The sequence below is a fragment of the Undibacterium sp. GrIS 1.8 genome, from assembly GCF_040544445.1.
In the GTDB taxonomy this organism is placed as follows: Bacteria; Pseudomonadota; Gammaproteobacteria; order Burkholderiales; family Burkholderiaceae_D; genus Undibacterium.
The window spans coordinates 1-22,243 of record NZ_JBEONQ010000001.1 but is presented as its reverse complement, the minus strand read 5'-3'; the positions used below and the strand labels follow the sequence as shown (position 1 = coordinate 22,243).

General features: G+C 44.7%; 19 protein-coding genes and 2 pseudogenes. 12 read left to right on the top strand and 9 right to left on the bottom strand.

Annotated features, from left to right (window positions below; all coding sequences use genetic code 11):
* Nucleotides 1–523 precede the first annotated feature (523 nt).
* From AAKU64_RS00105 to AAKU64_RS00065, 9 genes are all read left to right on the top strand, one after another.
* On the top strand, nucleotides 524–3,304 hold the full coding sequence (locus AAKU64_RS00105; protein ID WP_354334527.1) for a type VI secretion system Vgr family protein: 2,781 nt from the start codon (nucleotides 524–526) through the stop codon (nucleotides 3,302–3,304).
* Nucleotides 3,304–3,912: a hypothetical protein gene (locus AAKU64_RS00100; RefSeq protein ID WP_354334529.1), complete on the top strand. Its 609-nt coding sequence runs from the start codon at nucleotides 3,304–3,306 to the stop codon at nucleotides 3,910–3,912. Before AAKU64_RS00105 ends, AAKU64_RS00100 begins: the two co-directional genes overlap by 1 nt.
* Nucleotides 3,909–4,826, top strand: a complete 918-nt coding sequence (locus tag AAKU64_RS00095) for a hypothetical protein (protein ID WP_354334531.1) — start codon at nucleotides 3,909–3,911, stop codon at nucleotides 4,824–4,826. Before AAKU64_RS00100 ends, AAKU64_RS00095 begins: the two co-directional genes overlap by 4 nt.
* A complete protein-coding gene (locus AAKU64_RS00090; RefSeq protein WP_354334533.1) occupies nucleotides 4,823–6,406 on the top strand; it encodes a hypothetical protein in 1,584 nt (527 codons plus the stop codon). Before AAKU64_RS00095 ends, AAKU64_RS00090 begins: the two co-directional genes overlap by 4 nt.
* Nucleotides 6,406–7,407, top strand: a complete 1,002-nt coding sequence (locus tag AAKU64_RS00085) for an Imm71 family immunity protein (RefSeq protein WP_354360767.1) — start codon at nucleotides 6,406–6,408, stop codon at nucleotides 7,405–7,407. The genes AAKU64_RS00090 and AAKU64_RS00085 overlap by 1 nt, the downstream gene beginning before the upstream one ends.
* Nucleotides 7,408–7,588: 181 nt before the next feature.
* A complete protein-coding gene (locus AAKU64_RS00080) occupies nucleotides 7,589–7,855 on the top strand; it encodes a PAAR domain-containing protein (RefSeq protein ID WP_354334536.1) in 267 nt (88 codons plus the stop codon).
* A 33-nt stretch (nucleotides 7,856–7,888) separates the two neighbouring features.
* The gene (locus tag AAKU64_RS00075; protein WP_354334538.1) at nucleotides 7,889–9,067 is read left to right on the top strand and encodes an AcrVA2 family anti-CRISPR protein; all 1,179 of its coding nucleotides are present in this window, start codon (nucleotides 7,889–7,891) and stop codon (nucleotides 9,065–9,067) included.
* Between the two features lie 63 nt (nucleotides 9,068–9,130).
* On the top strand, nucleotides 9,131–9,631 hold the full coding sequence (locus AAKU64_RS00070) for a hypothetical protein (protein WP_354360765.1): 501 nt from the start codon (nucleotides 9,131–9,133) through the stop codon (nucleotides 9,629–9,631).
* Between the two features lie 51 nt (nucleotides 9,632–9,682).
* Entirely contained in the window at nucleotides 9,683–11,221 is a 1,539-nt protein-coding gene (locus tag AAKU64_RS00065; RefSeq protein WP_354360762.1) for an IS3 family transposase, read from the top strand.
* Between the two features lie 27 nt (nucleotides 11,222–11,248).
* On the opposite strand, the pseudogene AAKU64_RS00060 reads toward AAKU64_RS00065, so the two are convergent.
* From AAKU64_RS00060 to AAKU64_RS00045, 4 genes and pseudogenes are all read right to left on the bottom strand, one after another.
* A pseudogene (locus AAKU64_RS00060) lies at nucleotides 11,249–11,827 on the bottom strand (transposase); the annotation flags it as partial.
* A 403-nt stretch (nucleotides 11,828–12,230) separates the two neighbouring features.
* Nucleotides 12,231–14,045 (bottom strand): hypothetical protein, encoded by a 1,815-nt coding sequence (locus AAKU64_RS00055; RefSeq protein WP_354330109.1) that lies wholly within the window; start codon nucleotides 14,043–14,045, stop codon nucleotides 12,231–12,233.
* Nucleotides 14,046–14,115: 70 nt separating this feature from the next.
* Nucleotides 14,116–14,343: pseudogene (locus tag AAKU64_RS00050) on the bottom strand (magnesium chelatase domain-containing protein); the annotation flags it as partial.
* Between the two features lie 19 nt (nucleotides 14,344–14,362).
* On the bottom strand, nucleotides 14,363–14,605 hold the full coding sequence (locus tag AAKU64_RS00045) for an accessory factor UbiK family protein (protein WP_322120335.1): 243 nt from the start codon (nucleotides 14,603–14,605) through the stop codon (nucleotides 14,363–14,365).
* Between the two features lie 343 nt (nucleotides 14,606–14,948).
* Between AAKU64_RS00045 and AAKU64_RS00040 the strand changes: the two genes are divergently transcribed.
* The 3 genes from AAKU64_RS00040 to AAKU64_RS00030 are packed head-to-tail and all read left to right on the top strand — an operon-like array spanning nucleotide 14,949 to nucleotide 17,683.
* Nucleotides 14,949–15,701, top strand: coding sequence for a TorF family putative porin (locus tag AAKU64_RS00040; RefSeq protein WP_354330111.1), 753 nt, complete (start codon nucleotides 14,949–14,951; stop codon nucleotides 15,699–15,701).
* Between the two features lie 24 nt (nucleotides 15,702–15,725).
* Complete coding sequence (locus tag AAKU64_RS00035) at nucleotides 15,726–16,064, top strand: P-II family nitrogen regulator (protein WP_186953856.1); 339 nt, start codon at nucleotides 15,726–15,728, stop codon at nucleotides 16,062–16,064.
* Between the two features lie 29 nt (nucleotides 16,065–16,093).
* Complete coding sequence (locus tag AAKU64_RS00030) at nucleotides 16,094–17,683, top strand: ammonium transporter (protein WP_354330113.1); 1,590 nt, start codon at nucleotides 16,094–16,096, stop codon at nucleotides 17,681–17,683.
* 482 nt (nucleotides 17,684–18,165) lie between these two features.
* Here AAKU64_RS00030 and AAKU64_RS00025 read toward each other — a convergent pair whose 3' ends face one another.
* From AAKU64_RS00025 to AAKU64_RS00005, 5 genes are all read right to left on the bottom strand, one after another.
* On the bottom strand, nucleotides 18,166–19,419 hold the full coding sequence (locus AAKU64_RS00025; RefSeq protein ID WP_354330115.1) for a tetratricopeptide repeat protein: 1,254 nt from the start codon (nucleotides 19,417–19,419) through the stop codon (nucleotides 18,166–18,168).
* 184 nt (nucleotides 19,420–19,603) lie between these two features.
* A complete protein-coding gene (locus tag AAKU64_RS00020; RefSeq protein ID WP_354330117.1) occupies nucleotides 19,604–19,906 on the bottom strand; it encodes a DUF2288 domain-containing protein in 303 nt (100 codons plus the stop codon).
* 51 nt (nucleotides 19,907–19,957) lie between these two features.
* Entirely contained in the window at nucleotides 19,958–20,815 is an 858-nt protein-coding gene (locus AAKU64_RS00015) for a hydrolase 1, exosortase A system-associated (protein WP_354360760.1), read from the bottom strand.
* A gap of 11 nt (nucleotides 20,816–20,826) precedes the next feature.
* A complete protein-coding gene (locus AAKU64_RS00010; protein WP_354330121.1) occupies nucleotides 20,827–21,678 on the bottom strand; it encodes a hydrolase 2, exosortase A system-associated in 852 nt (283 codons plus the stop codon).
* Entirely contained in the window at nucleotides 21,678–21,926 is a 249-nt protein-coding gene (locus AAKU64_RS00005) for an acyl carrier protein (protein WP_354330123.1), read from the bottom strand. Before AAKU64_RS00005 ends, AAKU64_RS00010 begins: the two co-directional genes overlap by 1 nt.
* Nucleotides 21,927–22,243 lie beyond the last annotated feature (317 nt).

Here is a 22,243-nt window from a genome sequence, read left to right as displayed (position 1 = left end):
AAGTGGCATAACCACCTTTTTCTTTAAGGTAAATAAAAGACAACTACGACTTTTAAGGCTTTAATTCAAAGAAGTAATTCGGTTTGCCGATTCAATTAATATCTACTCATTGATCAATGAATACCAATAAGAACCTGGAGTAACCTTTTGTTGCATAAGATACAGTTTAATAAAATATAACATTATTTTGCATAAATGCATTATTAAAATATACATAAAATTATGTTTAAAAATAATTAATAAGTTTCATAAAAGAAACTAAAATTTGGAGCCGTACTTTACTAGCTGCTTTCGCAGGCGCCTTATATAGCCCACCCTCAAGACAATGCAATTTAGAAATTTTTACTCAATTCCCCCTATTCATCGGTCTGTAAATGACTTTTCATTTTTAACTACTATTTTGTCTGATTTATATCGAATTGTTTTTGTGATATCATTATCTAATTGGTGCATTTTTATTAACAAAATGCATCTTAAGCAAATACTGAAATATCCTATCAAGACAACTTAAAGCAGCCTAAAGATGAGCTTAGCGGAAGATTTAGCGTCCCTCGGACATGGCATCAGTCAATACAATCGCCTCCTTAAACTGACAACGCCGCTTGGCTCAGACGTACTTTTGCCGCAACGGCTGGTTGCCCACGAGCGTTTAGGTCGTGGCTACGATTACACGATTGATCTATTATCAACAAAGGACGACATCAATCTTAAAGAATTGATTGCGAAACCTGTGACCCTATGGGTGATGCAAACGGATCAGCGTTATCTACCAGTACACGGCTATATTCATACCATCAAGCGGCTAGGCAGTGACGGTCAATTCACCGCTTGCCAACTATCTTTCGGACCATGGCTACGTTTTTTAAAATTCCGTCAGGATGCAAGGCTTTGGCAAGATAAAACTGTTGAAGATATTTTGACGGAGGTATTTAACGGGCACTCACAGGCCGCAGGTAATTTTCGTTTTGATCTAACTGAACCTGTTCCTCCTCGCTCTTATTGCACCCAATATGAAACGGACTGGAATTTCTCCCAAAGGCTGATGGAAGAGGAAGGCTGGTATAGCTACCATGAACAAAAAGAAGACGGTTCAGGACATACCTTAGTCATCACTGACACGGTGCGTAACATCACACCGCTAGCAACCCAATCCATTGCATTTCATGGTGCAGGTACCAGCGATGAGGTGGACAAAATTATCCAGTGGAGCGGTGCGCGCAGCTTATCGTCAAGCCAGCTCTCCACTAAGACCTTTGATTACAAATCGCCCAACGATCAAAAAGACAGTAGCGTTACTGTATTGCCAGATCATGGCGATCTTCCAAGTCAATTAGAAGTGTACGAATACACGGGTGCTTATACCTATTTAGAGCAAACAAGAGGCGATAAGCAAGCGCAAGTCAGGGTAGAAGAATGGGAATCCCGTATCAAGCGCTTTGTGGGTGTTTCAGGCAAACGTAGCTTACCTGTTGGGCATTGGTTTAGTTTAGAGGATCATCCTGCACATGCGAACGATATTCCAGAAGACAAGCAATTCTTGATTATTGCTGTGGAATGGTTTATTGAAAATAACCTGCCCCTCTCCAATAATCTCAAAGATTTTCCAGGCAGTCTCAAATATCAACTAGATACGTTTAAGCAGCAGTTGTCCCTTGATGTTTCTAATGGCACTGGCTATGCAGACCAAGCAAATAACGAACGCACAGGCCATTGTTTTAATCGCTTTGAAGCACAGCGTAGAAAAGTCGAATTTAGAAGTCCAATAGAACATACGCAGCCAACGCTGCATCCTCAAACTGCCACGGTGGTCGGTCCCGACAGTGAGGAGATCTATACCGACGATTTAAACCGCGTGAAGGTTCGCTTCCATTGGGACAGGAAAAATCCGGGAGATGAAAAAGCCTCCTGTTGGGTACGTGTTAGTTATCCTAATGCGGGACAAGAATGGGGTGCACTCAACGTTCCGAGGATAGGACAAGAGGTCATTGTGACTTTCCTTGGTGGAAATGCAGATAGACCTGTCATCACCGGCCGCTTATATAACGCTGAGCAAACGCCTCAGTGGCACACCGATGGCAAGTTGTCTGGCTATAAAACCAAAGAATATAAAGGCCTTGGATTTAACCAACTTGTACTCGATGACAATACGAACCAGAATCGGATTCATCTCTACAGCACGAATACCAATGCTCAGCTTAATTTAGGCTACTTGGTTACTCAGCAAGGTAATAATCGTAAAGATTTTTATGGTGCAGGCTTTGCATTGAGCACTGACGACTACGGTGCAATCGTGACTAACAAAGGGCTCTATCTCAGCACCTTTGGACGTCCCGGAGCGCAGGGGACACAACTGGATGTCACTGAAGCTCGTCAACAACTTAAATCAGGCGCCGAGCTCACTAAGAGCCTGTCCGATACAAGTGTGAAAGCTGGCGCAGAAACGTTAGCAGGACAAGCCGGTCTGAACAAATTCACCGAAGCAACCGAAGAGTCTTACACAGGACAAGGTCAGGAACAGGCTAATCGTTTTAAAGAACCAATACTTCTCATGGCGTCACCTGCGGGTATTGGCATAACGACTTCGAAGGACACGCATTTGCACTCAGGTGCGAATGTCACACTGTCGTCCGGCACGGATACTAATCTGGCTATCGGTAAAAGTCTGGTCGCCAGTGTCGCTGAAAAAATCAGTTTGTTTGCGTATAACGCAGGGGTTAAGCTCTTTGCGGCAAAGGGCAAAGTCGAGATACAGGCACAAAGCAATGACCTTGATCTGATCGCAGAAAAAGTTGTTCGCTTACTGTCCACCACCTCTCGAATAGAGATTGCCGCCAAAGAAGAAATCACGATTTCTGCTGGCGGTTCATCCATCAAGATCAATGCTTCTGGCATCACAAACAACACGCCGGGTAAATGGGAAGCGAACGCTTCTATGCATTCTATGCCAGGGCCACAAAATAGCCCTTACGCTATGCCAGATTTACCCGTTAGTTCGATTACGCCAAATAAGTTAGTTATTGAACGGCTCTATCACGATAAAGAACCATTGGTCGGTACACCGTTTGAAGTGAGTTTCCCTAACGGAGAAATTCGCAAAGGCAAACTTGATGGAGCTGGTCGTGCAATTCTCACTGATGTACCCGCGGGTACTGGCGAAGTGCGATTTGGTGCAATGCCGGGTCAATACGAACGCAAGGGTATGGAACCCATGCCAAACCACAAACCGAAACCGAGTACCAAAGATATAGATGCGTTACTCGATAAATATGGCCCTAAACCCAACCCAGACCCAGGAACAAAATAATGCGTATCTTTTTTAAAAAAACAGTACTTCACTCACTGCACAATTCTGCACGTTTAGCTTTGATAGCACTGAGTATCACCTGTACCGTCGCCTATGCTGAGTCGCCCGCTGATTGGATCGATGCTGGCCCCTCTATTGATGGCGATGCAAAAATCCAGATGAGTAAAACATTCACGATGCAGTCGGGTAAATTCAAGGCGACACCAGAATCGATGCTTGACAAAAAAGACTCCATTTCAGGAAACTTTTTAGTGGGATCGTATCGCTATGTCTATAAGAAGGCAGAAAAAGACAACGGACAACTGGTCGATGAAATGGTCTCGACTGAAATTATGGATTGTGAGAATAAATTTTACGGTACGTTAAAGCAAACTAAAAAATACAAAGGGAAAGTCGTATCGGAAAAGTCCACACCGTTAGCGCAGGTACAAATGATGCAAACAAGCATGGGCACTACCGACGGCCAGTTATGTGCATTGTATGTGGGGAAAAAGCCAGCTGCGACAGACCGTAAAGGCGTGACCAATCCCGACTACAAGCCCACCATGACCAAAGAGGATATGGACGCAAAGTTGGATAAATACGCGCCAACAGGAACAAAAAAATGAGTTTAGTCTCAGATCAAGCAATCAATGCACTCGGCTTATCCGAGAAAGAACTGAAATACCATGCTACTCAATTACAAGTGTGGCTTTGGCAGAACTTGAATACAGAGCCTTGGACAAATAAACTCGCCTGTGGCAAAGCCTTGACTGAGCTGAGCCTACGCATGGTGCCACTAAAGACCGATACCAACGTCTTGAAGAATTGGGCAATGATCGTCGCTATGATGCTCAATGGAACAGAGCATATCTATGGCGATCCTGATCCATTTACGATGGAGCGTGGTAAATCACCGGAGGCTCAGGCATGGAGGTTACTCACCATTATGGCGCTCGGCTTTGTGCCAGGTGAAGGCTACCTGATCTCCAATGTTAGTCGCATTGCGCTGAGTACGATTGATCTCCCGTTTGAATTCAAACTAGGCGTCGGTAAAAGCTGTCAAGAATATGGGGCTGACATTATTCACTATCTGAATTATGAGGGGCAAGGAAACAGTATCGCTTGGTTTCTACAACTTAATCTTAACCAGCACAAAGCGACAGTGCTGGAACGAGTGCAAGCTGTTCTCACAGTCTGGCAACAAAGCTTTGCCTGCTTTAGTGAGCAGATACATAAGCCTAGTGCTTTTGCGGATTGTCTGACACGTCAAAAGTATGCGCTGCAAGCAATGATCAATCAGGCTCCCAAAATGATCGCCCCTGCATTACAAAATATTGCTGGCTTGCTTAAACCATTGCAACAAATGATTCCCCCTCGTGCGGAAAAAGAACTTGGTGCGCGGGCAGCAATTCCGTACCAGCTCAAACAAATGATTCCTAATTCTCACTACGTTGCCAGTGCTACACGCGCAGAGATTGATGCAGTCTTCGCCAACTACTTCCCTCCTAGAGGGACATCGACAGTGGAGGATGCAGTATGAGCGATGGCGCCCCTGGAGGATTAAGCTTTAAGGAATTCAAACTCCTCTCCGCTGAAGCAGGTCAATGGCTGCTAGGCACAGTCAAAGGTGCATGGAATGAAAAGCAAAGTCTGTCCCAAATTATTACTGATGCTGTTATCGGCATGATCCCTGTTGTAGGCGATGTCACTGCCGTGCGCGATCTTTTAGCGGTAGGTACAGGACTGGCGACCAGCGAAGAAAAACGTACCCACACCATGGAGTGGGTACTTCTCGTCATCTTTATCTTTGCGCTGATTCCCGTTATTGGCGGCGTGATCAAAGGTGTTGGACGGATTTCTTTACGAGTAACCGAACTCGTCGTAAAAGATAGCGTTGCAGCAGCCAAGCTAGCTGACGAGGTGATTCAGTTCCTCAATCGCATAGGTCATAAGAACGCTGAGAAATGGTTTAAGGCATTAGACGTCTTGAAATACGAAGGCGAAATCCTGACCAAGTTCCGCAGCTTTTGCGACACGATTATTCTTGCCATTGATCGCTATGCATTACGTTTCAAAGCAGCCTTGCCACAAAGTCTAGTGTCACGCATGGAGCAGCTATCGGCTGGTTTTACTCAGATCAAAAAACTGGGTGACAAAATGATTCCAGAAGCATTAAAGAAGTTTCATGAAGATCTAGAGTACCTACAAAAGTATATTCATGCTGGTGGCGTACCACCTCCAAGTAAAGCCAAAGCCATCATGGCGCAGACAGGTCAAAAAACGGTCACCTATGTTGAAGAAGCTAGGATCATTGAAAGTGGCGCTGCTAAGAAAATTGTGCATGCTGGGAAGTACAGCCAGAATTTGGCAGCCGTAAAAAGAGAGAGTGACATTAGAAAAGTCTACCAATATGAGGCTGGCTTTCCTAATTTGATGAAACGTGCTGATTCAGCGACTGTTGGCGGCGAGGAAGTTAAATATTACTCGGCAATTGCAGCAGCAACCGGTCCCATTAAAAACGAAATGCTTGAGGGAGAAACCTTGTTTCGGTCATTTGGCCCCAAAGGGGAGACACATGGGGTAGAGGTTGGGAAATCAAACCCCATTGGACAATTTTGGGGACGAGGTGCACCACCGAAAACCGCAAAAGAGTGGCGAGAACAATATGCTGTTCTTGACGAATGGAATCGCAATGGTTGGGTGTCAGTAGTACATATCCCAAAAGGTGTCAAAGTACCTGCCTGTACCAGCGTAGTATCAGAACAATTTAGTAAAAAAATCGCCGGGCAATATCTCGAAGGTGGCGGAAAACAAGCAGTTATTGACGCCTTTTTTGAAAAGGATCTTATGGCAGCGACTGACATGCTTTACAAAAAAGGCGGAGGAAAAATGACGATGCCAAACGGCGTGGTGGTTGAGATCCGTCAAAGTGGTTGGTCAGGTATCAACAAAAAGGTTGGCTACGATAAAGAAGTGATTCCGGGAGCCTCAATGACGGAACGATTAGGTGTCACTGAAATTCAAGTCAAGGTCAAAGACGAAGCAGTGAAACAAGCAGTGACTGCAGGTGCTGCCAAACAACAACGTGATAGTGAAAAAACCTATTCAAAAGGAACATGATGGGATTGCTTGATATATTTAAAACGCAATGGTCAGGTAAGGACATGACGCCGGAAGATCGTCAGAAAATGTTCTGGTACCTGAAGCGTAAGACGAGCTATACCGCCTGGAAACGCGAAGCAGATGCCTTTGATCGCTTTGCGGATATTTTTGAGAAGCAGGTTATTGAAGAGCCCCACGCAGATGGATTGATGGAGGGAACCGATTGGGATGATCGGTATCCAGAAATTTTAAAAGCACAGGTGCTATTCGAACAAGCATTGAGGCAATTAGGTAAAGGTGACAGGACGGTATTTTTGTATAACAGTCTCGGATTGTTAAGAGACGCCTCTGAAATAGCGCAATCCTGGCACAGCGAGTTAGTCAATCATGGTCCACAGGGAGACCATTTTTATGATGGTAAATATGTAGAAGCGATGACAGAAGCTATCGCAGAATTTTTTCTATGTTCTGATGATACTGGCTATTTTCAACCTTCCATGTCCGGTGGAGCTGCCCCCGAGTTTTGGGGTGACTGGATGAAAAAAGAATTGGTACGTGTTTGCATTTCACCTGATTTAGTCGAAGTTCCGGAACCGGAAATACCAACATTAGTAAAAACTGGGGAAGAGGTTCCCGTGTATGGTATTTACGAACCGCAAACCAAAGATGGCTGTATGAATTATTTATTAGCTGGTGTGCCTGCACCACTTTTATGGGATGCGGATGGAACTAGTCGTAAGTTTGATGTTACCTGGCGTTTGCTATGGGAAGACATACGCTATCTTGATGGTGCTATACCCGCAGAAGAAAGTAACTACTTCCCATTAGAAACAAAAGTAGCAAAATCAGCTCCATTGGTTGTCAATGACGATGTTCTGTCTGCCCTCAGCGGCACAACTTGTCCAAAGTCGGGGATATGGGCTGTTCTGGATGATCTGAATGGCAGACTCCATGTTGACAAAGGCGATTTGCTACCACAACACAATGGTCGTGACGTGACTTGGGTACATACTGAATAAGCACGGAGGAAGGCTGATGATCAGCTAATTTGTTCGATTTAAAACCAAGTGATTAGATAAATAAATGTGCAAAAAAATATCAGAAAAGTGTTCTGGTGGTACTAATCAAGACAGAGAGACGACCTTTTTATTGACTGACTATCAGATTATCCACCTACCCGTAAATTTATAAAAACAGAATATGCCCCTTCCCGTAGTTCGCTTAGGCGATAAAACATCCCACGGTGGTGTCGTGATTAGTGCTTCCGTCACACATACGATCAATGGTGTTGGTATTGCACGTGTCGGAGACACAGTTCAGTGTCCACAAAAGGGACACGGTGCAAATCCTATTGTCGAAGGTGCTGTGACCTATTTGGTTGGTGGTCGCATGGTTGCTTTACATGGGAACCGTTCGGCTTGCGGTTGTTTATTGATCGCTAGTCTAGTGAGTGCTACACACGGATAACTTTGTATTCACATTTCATCGTAGTAGAAAATAATGCCTCCATCGTTAGCAAATATGTCCCACGATGAACTGCGTCGCCGGCTGACTATTACTCAACTTACTCCCTTGATCCAGAAGACGATGATCAGGGAATTGGGTGACTTACCTTACCCGGTGGAGTTTCGCAATTCAGCGGCGCTAGAGGGATGGCAACGGATTCTGAATAGCAACGAATCAGGTAAGGCACTTTTGCAACGGTGGTCGAAACCAGAGTTCACCTGTGAAGCTGGAATGCTGGCAGTTGAAAATTTTTTGTTCAGTTTAATTTCATTGGATCGAAGCGGTGATGCAGAGCGATGGCGCTCTATTGTTAACGGTATTGCGATACACATCAGTAGCAATCTATTGTATGCCCGACGGCAAGGGACGTTAATAGAAACTACCGCCGCATTGGAAACATTGCTGACACACGCTGATGTCGATCAAGCCTTTCCGATGGGAATGTTGGCGCTACCATTTGCTGCACAGTATTTGCGATTTGGTGATCAAGCAGCCCATTCCCTACCTTGTTTTTTTGAGGATGCCGAGGCTGTCGCAGATGGCGTCTTTTGTTTTGTATCAAATACGCAGGAATCGCTCGATACACAAATATCAGCAAAACAATTGCAGTTGATATTTGTGATCAAACGACATAATCGACATCACGGCTTCCTGCGCTTAGAGCATCCCATTGAATCACCTCAAATGCTGTTATCGGACTGGGTTCGGCAACTCGCTGACAAAGAAAAAAGTATCAAAATAGTTGATCAGAAACAGATTACTGATTTGGTCAACTATGTAGCGAAGGTATTTTTGTATTTGGGATTAAAAGAGGCGCGACATATCCAGATCAATGACTACAGCGATGCACAACAACGTATGCAGGGAATTGGCCCCAAAAAGCAAGCGAAGCTCGGCAGAAAAATTACCTCACTGTATGACCGGATTATGGTCGGCCCTCAAGGGTTAATAGCGACACACCAATACGATGTTAGTGGCCACGCTGTTGCACCGCATTGGCGTCGTGGACATTTTAGGATGCAGACACATGGAGTTGGTAGCAAAGAGCGTAAGCTAATCTTTGTAGCACCTGTTCTAGTCAGAGCGGACCGACTTAAGGATGAACAGCCCTCTCCGAAAGCGTATCGAGCAGGACAGCAGACTATAAAAAATCTGCCGGGAACACCGTTATAGATCTAGAGTTTTCTGGTAACTGGCCATTGATCAACACCAAGGAATTAGATGAGAGTTGTTTGTATGACCTCTTCCAATTTACCCTACTTGGCCAAATATCGAGTGCGTACCAACAACCCAAAACTTAATGAGCAAATTTTGATTACTGACATTCCATCTATAAGTACTCCGGATGACGACGTGTCGTCGAAAATTACCCAACTCCTATTCCTCAAGGTCGTACTCGTAAAATCGCATATTAATCGCTACGACGACGAAATCGCGCGTATTCAAGCGCTAAAGAAAGCTAGCGAAGTAGAAGAGCGTGAGTTGGCCTTCGCGCCGAGTCAGCTCATTTTGCGCCAAGCTCAAATTGGATTGGCTAGATTAAAGTCTTCGAAAACACTCGCGATCGTCCGATCTCCATTCCGTTATTGGCAGCTCCGCAAAGCAGCCCGTGGAGCTCAAAAAGCACACGACGCAGTCATTAAGACTTTTGATTCTCCGACCCAAGCGTATGAGAGAACACAGCGCATCACCGCTCATAACCAAGCCGTACAGGACGAATGTCAGCAGCGGTTGTAAACTGATACAGAGGGGGTGCGGATAAAAACTTGGACTACTTGGAGGTAGTTCATGTATTCATACGAAGATCGTATTAGAGCAGTAAAGCTCTACATCAAATTTGGGAAGCGCACTGCGCCGACCATCTTGCAGCTGGGTTACCCGACAAAGAATGCTCTCAAGAGCTGGCATCGGGAATTCGAAGAATGTTGTGATTTGCCGGAAAGCTATGCGTGCAGGAAACCGACGTATTCTGAGCAGCAGAAGAAAGAGGTTGTTGAACATTACTTTAATCACGGTCGCTGCATTGCTGCCACGGTCAAGGCATTGGGTTATCCCGGGCGAAAGACACTGAGCGACTGGATCAATGAACTGCACCCCGAAACAGAGAAGCGGATTGTTGGCAAAGTCTCGGGACTATTACGTCCCCAAGAGTTCAAGCAGGCAGCGGTCATTGAACTTTGCACACGACAAGAAAGCGCGCAAGTAGTTGCACAAAAGCTGGACGTGGACAGGACGACGCTATATAAATGGACAAATCAACTACTTGGCCGTGAGGCCCTAGCATCCATGAAATGCTACAAAGACTCACCGCCAGAACCTGAATGTGCGGAACTGGAGCGACAAATCGAATCGCTTCGACGCGACATCCGACATCTGCAGCTAGAACATGATCTCTTAAAGAAGGCCAACGAAATAATAAAAAAAGGCCAGGGCATCGACCTGCACCTTCTGCGCAATCAGGAGAAGACGATGTTAGTTGATGCCCTGAGAGAGACTTATGTACTGCCAGAACTTCTTACTAAGCTGGGTCTGGCGCGCAGCTCCTACTTTTATCATCGGGCCCGATTGCAGCTTGCTGACAAATATGGTGGTGTGCGTAGCACCATCACTGAGATCTTTGAACTCAATCACCGTTGCTACGGCTATCGTCGGATACAGGCATCACTGGGCAAGCAGCAGGTCTTCCTCTCGGAAAAGGTCGTGCAGCGTTTGATGAAGCAAGAACGCTTGATCGTCGCCAAGGTCAAGCGACGCCGTTATAGTTCCTACCTAGGCGAAATCTGCCCTGCACCAGAGAATGTAATCAATCGCGATTTCCGTGCCGCAGTCCCCAATGAGAAGTGGCTCACCGACATCACGGAATTTCATATCCCGGCCGGCAAGGTATATCTATCGCCGATGATTGATTGCTTCGATGGCATGGTCATCAGTTGGTCAATCGGCATGAGTCCAGACGCAAAGCTTGTCAACACGATGTTGGATGCCGCCATCGAGACGGTGGTCAATAGCAACGACCGGCCCATCGTTCACTCTGATCGTGGGGCTCATTATCGCTGGCCTGGGTGGCTATCGAGGATCAGTGATGCAAAGTTGATTCGTTCGATGTCGCGCAAAGCGTGCTCGCCTGATAATGCGGCATGCGAAGGATTCTTCGGGCGGCTGAAAACAGAAATGTTCTATCTTAGGGAATGGCAAGCGACTACCATTGAGCAGTTTATTCAGGCACTTGACTCATACATTCGTTGGTACAACGAAAAACGGATTAAAATTTCCCTTGGCTCTCGCAGTCCACTAGAATATCGCGAGAGTCTCGGCTTAACGACATAAATCAGTCCAAGTTTTTATCCGCACCCCCATGTCGCGCTTGAGTGTTTCAACTTGCCGCTCCAATTTGTCACGATCCGAATCTGCCAATGAGCGTCTGTCTTGTTTCATAGAAGCTGAGGCCTCTCGGCCAAGTAATTGGTTCTTCCAGTTGTAAAGGGTTACTAGATCAACGCCCAACTTTTGCGCAACGTCCTTTGCACTTCCTTCCCTTGTGCATAACTCGTACACGGCAGCGCGTTTGGACGCCAAAGTAACTCTCGGCCTACCAATTTTACCAACGACGTAATGTGCAGTTTCCGGGTATCGTTCGCGAACCCATTCTCTTAGTTTCGCTCGGTCGGGATATCCCAGCGCCTTTGCGGTATAGACAATGCAGCGTCCATGATTTGCGTAATGGTTCAGTGCCACATTCTTTTGTTCTTCCGAATACTTCGGTGTTGGGCGAACGTACCCGTTCTTTAAATCGCCGCTCTCTTGGAATTCGTTATGCCACGCTTTTAACGAATTCTTTGTCGCGTAACCTAATTGACGAATTGTCGCCTTGCAGAGCCTACCGAGCTTAATATATAGCTTCACCGCCCGAAGACGTTCTTCATATGAGTACATGAACCACTCCCAAAAGTAGTCCAAGAAAATTTCCGCACCCCCTGCAAACTCTGAGTTCAAAATGAAAATCGTCGACTATCGAGCACAAAAATTCCGTTTTTTTTATTACGAAAATTGAAGAGCTTATACAAAGTGCTCCTCATGGCGAACAAATCGAAAAAGAAGCGCTTATTAGCCGATTGCAGCAACAAATTGTCGACGCTCGCTTTATATGAAGCATAAAAAGTTCAAAGATAACCAACGCTGGATAAATACTCCGCACTAGTGCAAGTGCCTCGGGCAGGTCATCTCTAAATGAAGCGAGCTCCGTACAGGCTTGGGACATACATATATTGAGTTTTAGCACTTGCATGTGCACTCCAAGCCGCCATGCTGGTAAAGACGTTTCAATTAGGCACGCTATTTAATTTTTAGGTTTCGCTCCAAACGTCTGATTCACAATCCACTGACCAGAAACTTTTTCTGGTTTATGTTTGAATGAGCTCCAATTCAAACCAGCTACGTTGATGAAGGCTTTCGTTCCGACTGTTTTTGTTGCCGCATAAGCAAATAGAGCTTCTTTTAACTTTCTCAATATTTCCGTTGAGCTATTTCCGTCTCTTACCCACAACACTTGATAACTAAGTTCCTGCTCTTTTCTTTGCTGGAAATCGACCAAATACCGTATTTCTTCGCCTTTTTTTAATTCTGCGATCAAGACAAAGCGAGCTTTAAGAGGCATTTTGCTTATTAAATGAAACATTTGTCTCGGGAAATAGCTTCTAAAATTAGAAGGGTATACGTTGAAATAAACGCCATCAATAATAGTGAAATGCGGCAATATTCCTTCTAAAAACGTAACGGTTACAATTTTCTCATCAACTGCATTTTGCAAAAGGCGAATGGTTCTTTGATAAGCCATGCTGCCAATTTCACGTGATATCTCGTTAGATTCTGTGGGCTCAGACTCGAAATCAGTCGGAGCTTGAATGTTTACTTTCCTTAGAGATTCGCCCTTACCGTTTCCTTTAGCCGTTGTTAAACTACGTAAGAGAGACGTTACATTACGCAGTCTGCGACGTCGAGCAGGTAGGTTTGTTTTTGATGCGGGGATTTTATTCCATGGAATACTCATTATTTCGGGAAATCTGCTCCCTAATTCGATTCTCCTAAAATCTGCTGCCAGGCGAGGATCCATGTAAGTGCCGTCCGCCATGGTTGGTGGATTTGCTTCCGCCGGATCTCCCTCTAAATCACAGGGCACCTCGTCTACCTCGCCATCTTTATTACTTGGCGCATCCTCAAAGTTGTTTTCGCGGTCAAACTCTAAAGTATTGAAGTTTGTTTGATGATAGCTCTTAATCAATTTAGTAACAAAAATACGAGTTTTTCCACCTGTTTTGATCGGTATATAGAAGAACTCAAGGTCTACCTCACCATCTACTGGTGGATAGGCGAGAACATCTCTATAAATACCTTCTTTACGAATGGCTTCCAGATGTATTAACTGCGCAGCACTAAGCACTTTGGGGTCAGAAAAAAATGATGCAATGATCTTTGCATCACTATCAAGCATTTGCTTTCTTAATGTGATGAAAACGTGTCCCTCTAAAGGTCCAAAGGACCTTCCTTCTAAGGCATCAAATAAGTGCTTCTCTGGTTCAAAAATACGTCCATCGAATAACACGTTTGCCATGGTGGAAGAAGTGCAATAGAAAAAACGTAAAATTTCAGCGCAAGGAAAAATAATTGCGTATGGATCCTCTCCAATGCGAACGCCAATGCACTTTGCATTTGAGTCCGGCATCTCCTTTAAACGATCTGCCTTGAAGGCTAAGATCGGCTCATTTAGCTCGTCGATTTCTCGCCGATTAAATACCGTTAAATTTCCCCTTGAGAAATCAATTTTACTGCGGCCGTTTGACCGACATTCGAAGGGCAGTTTTCCGTCTTTCCAGGGACTTACGACTAAGCCTTTGTGCAATATTGCATTTATATGAATCAGTGGTAAATAACCGATTGGTAAATCTATATTCTGGACTATTGCATCAGCAGCTGGAGCACAATGGTTGAAATTAGGATGATGGACATTACTTTCAATTTCAATCCAATAGACTCTTATCCAAGATGAGCCTTTGTGTTCGTTTACCTTTTTCAGTTGCCCGATCCACAAAATTCGCGCCAAGCCGTCGACGTAAAATTGAGGATGAAAAGCGGCGCGTTCTTTCTTTTCGACCATAGGTTCTTATTTATCTATGTGCTATTCGCATATAGCGATGTGCATTCTCAAATAAAAATATTGTTCATACTTTAGGTAAATCTGCGGGTGCCAGATTGACAGTGATGCGCTTGGTAGGGAAATCAAACCGCGCATTTTGCAAAGCCGCTCTGACGCGATCTTTAGATTCTTTGACCTCAGTTTCGGGCAAACCCACAATCGTAAACGAGGGAAGACCATTTGCCAGATGCACCTCCACAGTGACCTCTGGTGCTTCCATCCCGGTAAGGGCACGGCTTTTCAGTACGGCGAGTGACATTATTGTTTGAGCTTAGTGTTTAAGTTTTATCGGCCGGTACTTCTAGCGCAGCGATGCGCGCTTCTAATGCCTCTAACTTGGCACGGGTTTTTGCCAGGACTTGCGCCTGGATATCAAATTCTTCCCGGGTAACCAAATCCAGTTTGGAGAAACCCTGACTCATCATCGCTTTGACATTTTTTTCAATGTCTTTGGCTGGTGAATTTTCTAACACCTGGTTAATTTTGGTTTGAATATCACTAAAAAAATCTTGCTTGTTCATATTGATTTCCTATTGGTCGATTTTTATGCACAAAATTAGTGCAGTTAATTTAGGTGTGTAATTTTATGGCGCCAAGTATTGGTGCATTTTTCTTGATGTCCAGAATTGTATTGCCTATTTAATACCTAACTATACGCTAAGCAGAGTGAAATCATAACGTAACAAACACATCTATGAACTTAGATGCTCCCTCTAATATGAATTTTTACGATGTTTGCTGCGGATGATTCATCAAATTAGCAAATTTTATTTTGTTTAAATCCAGACTTGGCACGACTCCTGCTAATGGTACGAATGATAAAAGTTTTTTAAACCGTAACATAACTAAAAATGGGAAAGTACGATGAAAAAATTATTATTAGCAGTCGCAGTAGCAGCCTCATTTGGCGCGAGTTTAGCCCATGCAGAAGATGCTAAGCCGGACAACGAAGTTAGTTTCAATATTGGTGGTGTAAGCGATTACCGCTATCGCGGCATTTCGCAATCTCGTCTAAATCCCGCTTTACAAGGCGGTGCTGACTATACACATAACCCAACAGGTTTTTACGCTGGTACTTGGTTATCAACGATCAAATGGACTAAAGATGCTGGTGGTGACGGCAATATCGAGTGGGATATCTATGGTGGCAAACGTGGCGAAATCGTTAAAGACGTTTCTTATGATGTTGGTTTTCTCTCCTACGTATATCCATCCAACGGACTAGGTAGCGTGCCAGGTTTTGCAAATGCAAACACGACGGAAATCTATGGTCAAGTTGGCTACGGTCCGGTCTATGCAAAATATTCACACTCTGTGACGAATCTTTTCGGTTTCGTCGATAGTAAAAACAGCGGTTATCTTGATATCGGTGCCAACGTAGAAGTCGTACCAGAATCTGGTTACACACTGAATTTGCACGCAGGCCACCAAACAGTCAAAAACAATAGTGCTTCTTCCTACACAGATTGGAAAATCGGTGTGACTAAAGAATTTGTAGGCGTTACTTTTAGCCTTGCCGCTATCGGAACTAACGCTGACGAAAAATTGTACTTTACTCCTGCCGGCAAATTTACCGGTAAGACAAGCGTAGTTTTCTCCGCACTGAAGTCGTTCTAAAACATTTATTAAATAGAGGTCAGCATGAAACTGATTACCGCCATTATTAAACCCTTTAAGCTAGACGAGGTGCGAGAAGCACTGTCTGCTATTGGTGTGCAAGGGATTACAGTCACTGAAGTCAAGGGTTTCGGACGTCAAAAAGGGCATACCGAGTTGTATCGCGGTGCTGAATATGTCGTCGATTTTTTGCCTAAGACAAAAATTGAAGCTGCGGTAGATGATGCGATTGTTGATCGTGCTATTGAAGCGATAGAGACTGCTGCTCGTACCGGGAAAATCGGTGACGGCAAAATTTTTGTCTATGACTTGCAACAAGTTGTGCGTATTCGTACCGGTGAAACCGGCAACGACGCACTGTGACCGATATCGTGGAATCAGGGAGATCACACATGAAAAAAACATTCTGCAAAGCGTTGATAACTAGCGCCTTGTTCCTGTCCGTTGGCTTTGCATCGTCGGCAATCGCAGCCGATGAAGCATCTGCCAAAGTGGATGCACCAGCTTCTACTGCTGCTGTTACTGCGCCAGCCGTTGCATCAGTGCCTGCTGAAATGGCATCCGCAGCGGCCAGTGCTGCCGTGGCACCAGTAGCACCGGCAGCGGCGACAGATGCTACAGCCGCTTCTGGCGCTGTTGCAGCACCTGCACCTGTTGCCAACAAGGGCGATACTGCCTGGATGATGGTATCTACTTTGTTAGTCATTTTGATGACAATTCCAGGCTTGGCTTTGTTCTACGGCGGCTTGGTTCGTTCTAAAAATATGCTGTCAATCTTAATGCAGGTCTTCATGATTTTTGCAGTGATTATCGTGCTGTGGTGCATTTACGGCTACTCATTGGCATTCACAGAAGGTGGCAAATTTATTGGCTCGTTTGATCGCCTTTTCCTCAACGGTATTTGGGATCCGGCTAAAGCAACTTTCTCTACTGCGGCAACTTTCAGTAAAGGTGTTGTGATTCCTGAGTTTGTCTATGTGGCTTTCCAAGCGACATTTGCAGCGATTACATGCGGTCTGATCATCGGCGCATTTGCTGAGCGTGCTAAGTTCACCGCCGTTCTGCTGTTTATCGTATTGTGGTTTACTTTCAGTTACTTGCCGATCGCGCATATGGTCTGGTTCTGGACTGGCCCTGATGCGATTAAAGATGCGGCTACTGGCGCAACCGAGTTGTTGAAAGGTGGATTTTTGCAGCAAAAAGGTGCGTTAGACTTCGCTGGCGGTACTGTCGTTCACATCAACGCTGCGGTTGCAGGTTTGGTCGGTGCTTATTTGATTGGCAAGCGTGTTGGTTACGGTAAAGAATCGATGGCACCACACTCCCTGACAATGACCATGATCGGTGCGTCATTATTGTGGGTGGGCTGGTTTGGTTTCAATGCAGGTTCTGCTTTAGAAGCAGGCGATGTCGCTGCATTGGCTTTCATCAATACCTTGCTGGCTACTGCTGCTGCGACTGTTTCCTGGGTTTTCGGTGAGTGGATGTCTAAAGGTAAGCCATCTATGCTGGGTGGTGCTTCCGGTGCGGTCGCAGGTCTGGTTGCGATTACACCAGCTTGTGGTTTCGTCGGTCCTATGGGTGCCTTGATCATTGGTTTGCTGGCAGGTGTGATTTGCCTGTGGGGCGTCAATGGCCTGAAACGCTTGCTGGGTGCAGATGATTCATTGGACGTGTTTGGTGTGCATGGCGTCGGTGGTATTTTGGGTGCTTTGTTGACAGGTGTGTTTGCATCACCTGCTCTTGGTGGTCAGGGCATCATGGACTACGTCACCAACAAAATGTCTACTGATGCCTACTCCATCATTGGTCAGGTTCAAATCCAGGCAACGGCAGTTGGTACGACAATACTGTGGTCCGGTATCGTTTCTCTGATCGCTTACAAATTAGTTGATCTGGTCATCGGTCTGCGTGTGCCTGAAGATGAAGAGCGCGAAGGTTTGGACATCACCAGCCACGGTGAATCCGCTTACCATTCTTAATTGGTACCGTTATATGAGTATCGATGCGAGAGCCAGGTTGTCGGTTCTCGCATCAGAGGTAAAGTTTTTCTCGGGGTAGTATCTTCAGTGCATGTTTAGAGCGCATGTGACTGATTTAATGGGCACCTTTTCGGAGGTGCCTTTTTTTTGGGGAGAGTTTTAAGCAGATATTTTTAGCTCAGTGGTTTAGTCGAATTAATATACTCCCGCAAAAATATATAGAAAATACCCTATAGTCCAATGATTATATGGACAAATAAAATATACTATAGTGGGTATATGGAATAACTCAAAGAATTGAGTCTTAAAAGTAAGCTTATACCCGAAGGTCTAATCTGATCCCGGATAGAAAAAGGGATGCGCATTGTTTGCACATCCCTTTTGATTTTCAGACCCGTTGTTACTGGAATTTCTGACCGCCCGAATCAGGTGATCAGAGTCAAACCAGCAAAGTCAAACCAGCATTTTGCAAGCTAATTAGTTTATTTCATCAACATCCATAATTTAGCCAGATCAGCGGTGCCATCACTGCCTTGGATCGTTTTAAAAACTTCAGCTGCTTTTACTTTATCGCCGGATTGCAAATAGGCCAGGCCTAAGTGCAGCTTGGCTTCTTCGGGTGCTTTTAAGCCGCCTTTAGCGATACCGTCATTGATCAACGCAATACCTTTGTCGTATTGATTATGGATAGCGAAGTTGTAACCCATGTTGACCATGCCGGTACCATTTTTAGATGACTTGGCTGCTGCTTCGCCGGCATCAAGAGTTTTGGCATCATCAGCCGCTTGTTTGTTGACTTTGTCGCGCAATACTTTGTGCTTAGCTGCATCTTTGCCTTGTCCCAAGATGTTCGCGGCATAGCCTGCATCCACAGCTTTTTGTGCCTCTAGCGGCAAACCTGCAAGCAGAGCGAGTTCAGCCATTTCAACAAATTGTGCGGCGTCTTCGATATTGTCTGTCTTTAACAGAAGACGGTATAAATCCAGACGCAAACGATCCGAGAATCCTGGCTTACGTTCTACGCGGTAGATCAAATCACCCCAGTATTCTTTTTTAGGATAGTAAGTGACCAGCGCCTCTAAAACGGTAATGTAGCCTGCGTTGTCTTTTAGCTGCTGATAGCAATTGCCCAAGAGTCGCAGATTGTCATTATTTGGTGTTCGTTTAGCATCTTCGTCGGCCTTCAACAATTGCTTCAGCTCAGTTGCCGCACCTGCAAAATCATTTTGCAAGTACATGGAGCGGGCTAACAGGGTATGTACTGGCTGGCTGCTATTGTCTTTTTCTAAGTAACGCAATGCCCATTTTTTTGCCAGATCGTATTTCTTTTCATTGAAATAAGTTCCTGCCATGGCTTCGATCAGACGAAGTTGCTCCGGCGTTTTTAAAAAATTAGTTTTAAGCATGCCTTCAAATGAGCTCGCCAGCATGTCAGTGTTGTTGGTACCTGATGCAACGACTGCACGCATGCGATCAATGGCAAATGCCTCATAAGGCGTTTTCTTTTCAAACGCATCCAGCGCGTTAATTTTTTCTAAAGCTTGCGGAAATTGTTTGTTGTTCAGTAATTCTTGAATTTCATTGAGTGGTTTGCCCATTTCAGGACGTACAGTTTCTGCTTTTTCTGGAGTTGCCGCTTCAGTTTGAGCATAGGCTGTAGTGGCAGTTAATGGCAATGCGCCATAACCGAGTGCCAGAACCAAGCTTGCCAAGAGGAGAGATGAATTCTTTTTCATGAGCATTAAATTAGAGAGAGGTTTCACAGGAGTTAATTAAAACAGGAAGGAGTATATTTTTAGCGTCCTGCAGAGACTTCGGTGCAGGCAAGGCTTTTACTCATACGGCGCATTATATCTGAGTGCAGTTCGCTACTAACATCGTTAAAACTTGGAGCAAATTTAGCCTGAATCGTCAAAGTGATTAATCGCTTTCCCTTTGCTGCACCAATATCCAGGGTTTAACGACCACTGTCCATAAATGCGCGTCACTCTCAAGCCAGGCTTGTGCTTGTAAATCACTGACTTTACTAATGGTTCCTTCGTCTAGCCATTGCTGAACCAGAGATTTATTATCCATCGATATTTGGAGCCCAACTTCGACCAGATCATGTTGGTCGGCAACCATAATCACATCGCCTGCTGCGAAGTAACGTAATAACTCTGTCCAGGGGAATTGTGCGGTTTCTGAATTGAGCTTAGCGCGGGCTGTGTCGTTAGTATTCATTCATTAATATTCATTCGTCAGTATTGATTCTTCAAGATTCATTTTTTAGATTTACCAGCTTTTAAGCCATTCTGTTGTCCAGCTAGCTACTTGTTCCCGCCATTTTCTCTGCGAAAAGGTGTGATTGGCACCAGCTAGCGTAAGTTGTTTCAGTCGTGGTGACGTGAGTAATTTTTTCCAATCAGCAGAGCTGGAAACCAGATCAGAGAACTCTTGCGCGGTCAGATCGTTTTCACTCAAAATAATACATGTCTTGCCTTTAAAACGCTGTAACCCAGATAACATTTTTTCGGGCAAGCCAAGTTGTTCTTCAGAATCTGAATGTACGTTCTTACTTGTTACTGCCTGGCGCAATTGCATCACCAATGATTTAGCCGACGTAAAAAATCTAACTTTACCCAGCAACATTTTTTTCCAGAATTCTGCTGTGAATAGTCTTTGGACGTAGTAATGTTTTAGATACGTTTTTGCAATTCCAGCCTCAGTTCTGACCCAGGGGTTGAGCAAAATTAGCCCTGTTATCCGTTGATCTTGATGTGCATAAAACAGGGCAGCTGACGCTGCATCGCACAGCCCCCACAGTACGACTTCTTGTAAATGGGTTTGCGTTTTAAAGAAGTAGTCTAATGCCGCTTTTATATCTTCTGTCGTTTCGGAGAAATGCAGAGATTCGCCTTCGCTGTCGCCCATGCCACGGTAATCGAAGCGCATCCCGCTATAACCATTTGCAGCCAAATCGCGGGCTAATAAGGTAAATTGGCGATGGCTTCCTGCTCTATATTGAGGACCACCAACGATAAACAAAACACCGCGTGGAGAGGCTTGCGCAGGCGTACTTATTACGCCATACAAACATGCCCCTTTTACTTTGAAGCTAACGGCCTGTTCTTGTAAAACGTCAGATGTCATCTCTTGCGATCTCATATTAATGAGTCTTTAAAAATATTCGTCGTAGCAGTGAGCAATTCATGGGAAACAGCAATGTCTTGAGTAGTCCAAAATGCGATACTTTTGACGCTATGGACATGAAGATCGACACCTGAGTCTAGCCAGTATGTCATCAGTTTTTTTCTAATTGGTGATATTGGCTGATTGTCCTCGCTTACACATTCGAACCAATGTAATTGTGCAGAGAAGTCGTGCCAGCATGCGGCATCAAGATGATCAATGCTTTGCACTAAGCACGGACTTATTTCGTAGCCAGCAACTTCTACAGTTTGCCCTTCTTCTAACATTTGTCGAACGGACTTATTCGTTACAGCGTCCTCCTTTTTACCTAGCATGTCGCTTGCTAAACGTAAGCGGAAGAATTGATTTAAATAAGATGAAGCTTGCAAAACAGGTTGCCATAAGATGATTTTTTCCAACTGTTGGGAAGGTTCTCTTGCAATGTCCAGCGCCATCAGCGCCCCTAATCGCAGTCCCCATAAGCTGACTGGAGCATTAATTTTTTCTCGCAGCACTTTAATTGCCAGCAAGACGTCGGCTTTCCAGATATCCCAATCTGCACTCTTCAGTTCACCGCTACTGTCGCCGCAGCCATATAAATCAATAACTAAGACGCCGTAGCCACAACCGACCAAACTACGCGCCTGGATTGCCGCCATGCGTCGTGCTTTGTTCATTTCTTCTGCAAAAGCAGCAATATAGATAATACCGCCGCGACAAGTGGCGGGATTTACCGGCGGATAGTACAAACAAAATCGTTGACCTGTTGCTGCGCCCTGAAAAAAAGCTTCAGCCGGTGCCGGTGATGTGCTGGTCTCGGACATTAATTTAATTTGCTATCGACAAATGCAGAGAGACTGCCCAGAGTTTCAAAGGTTTTGCCATTAATTTCGTCATCGTCGATCGTAATGCCAAAATGCTCCTCCAACGCAGTAATCACATTGATGACAGCCATGGAGTCTAATTCTGCTAATCCACCGAGCAAAATTGACTCTGCCATTAAGGTTTCTTTCTGTGGGCCAAGATGTAAGACATCCGCTAATAAGTTTTTTACTTCTTCTAAAGATTGCATTAGGGATCCAAAGGCACGAACTATGTTTTATAGCGGCCATTAATTGAGAAGATTGTTGAAACAGGTAAATTTTAATGATTATATTTGACCGTGCAATCTGTGCGATTTTATTTAAAAATAAGTGCAATTTAGATAATTAATACGTTGGTATTTGTATCCATTGAATGGATTTTTTTCTTAAAATCGTAGAAACTATAGCGCCTTTCAAAAAAAGCAAAATACGAGATCTTTGCACGATAAAAAGCCAAGCAGAGTGTTTACCTCAAATGAGACAATAGCAACAGGATAAATTTAAAGAGTGGCAATCATGGCGTGGA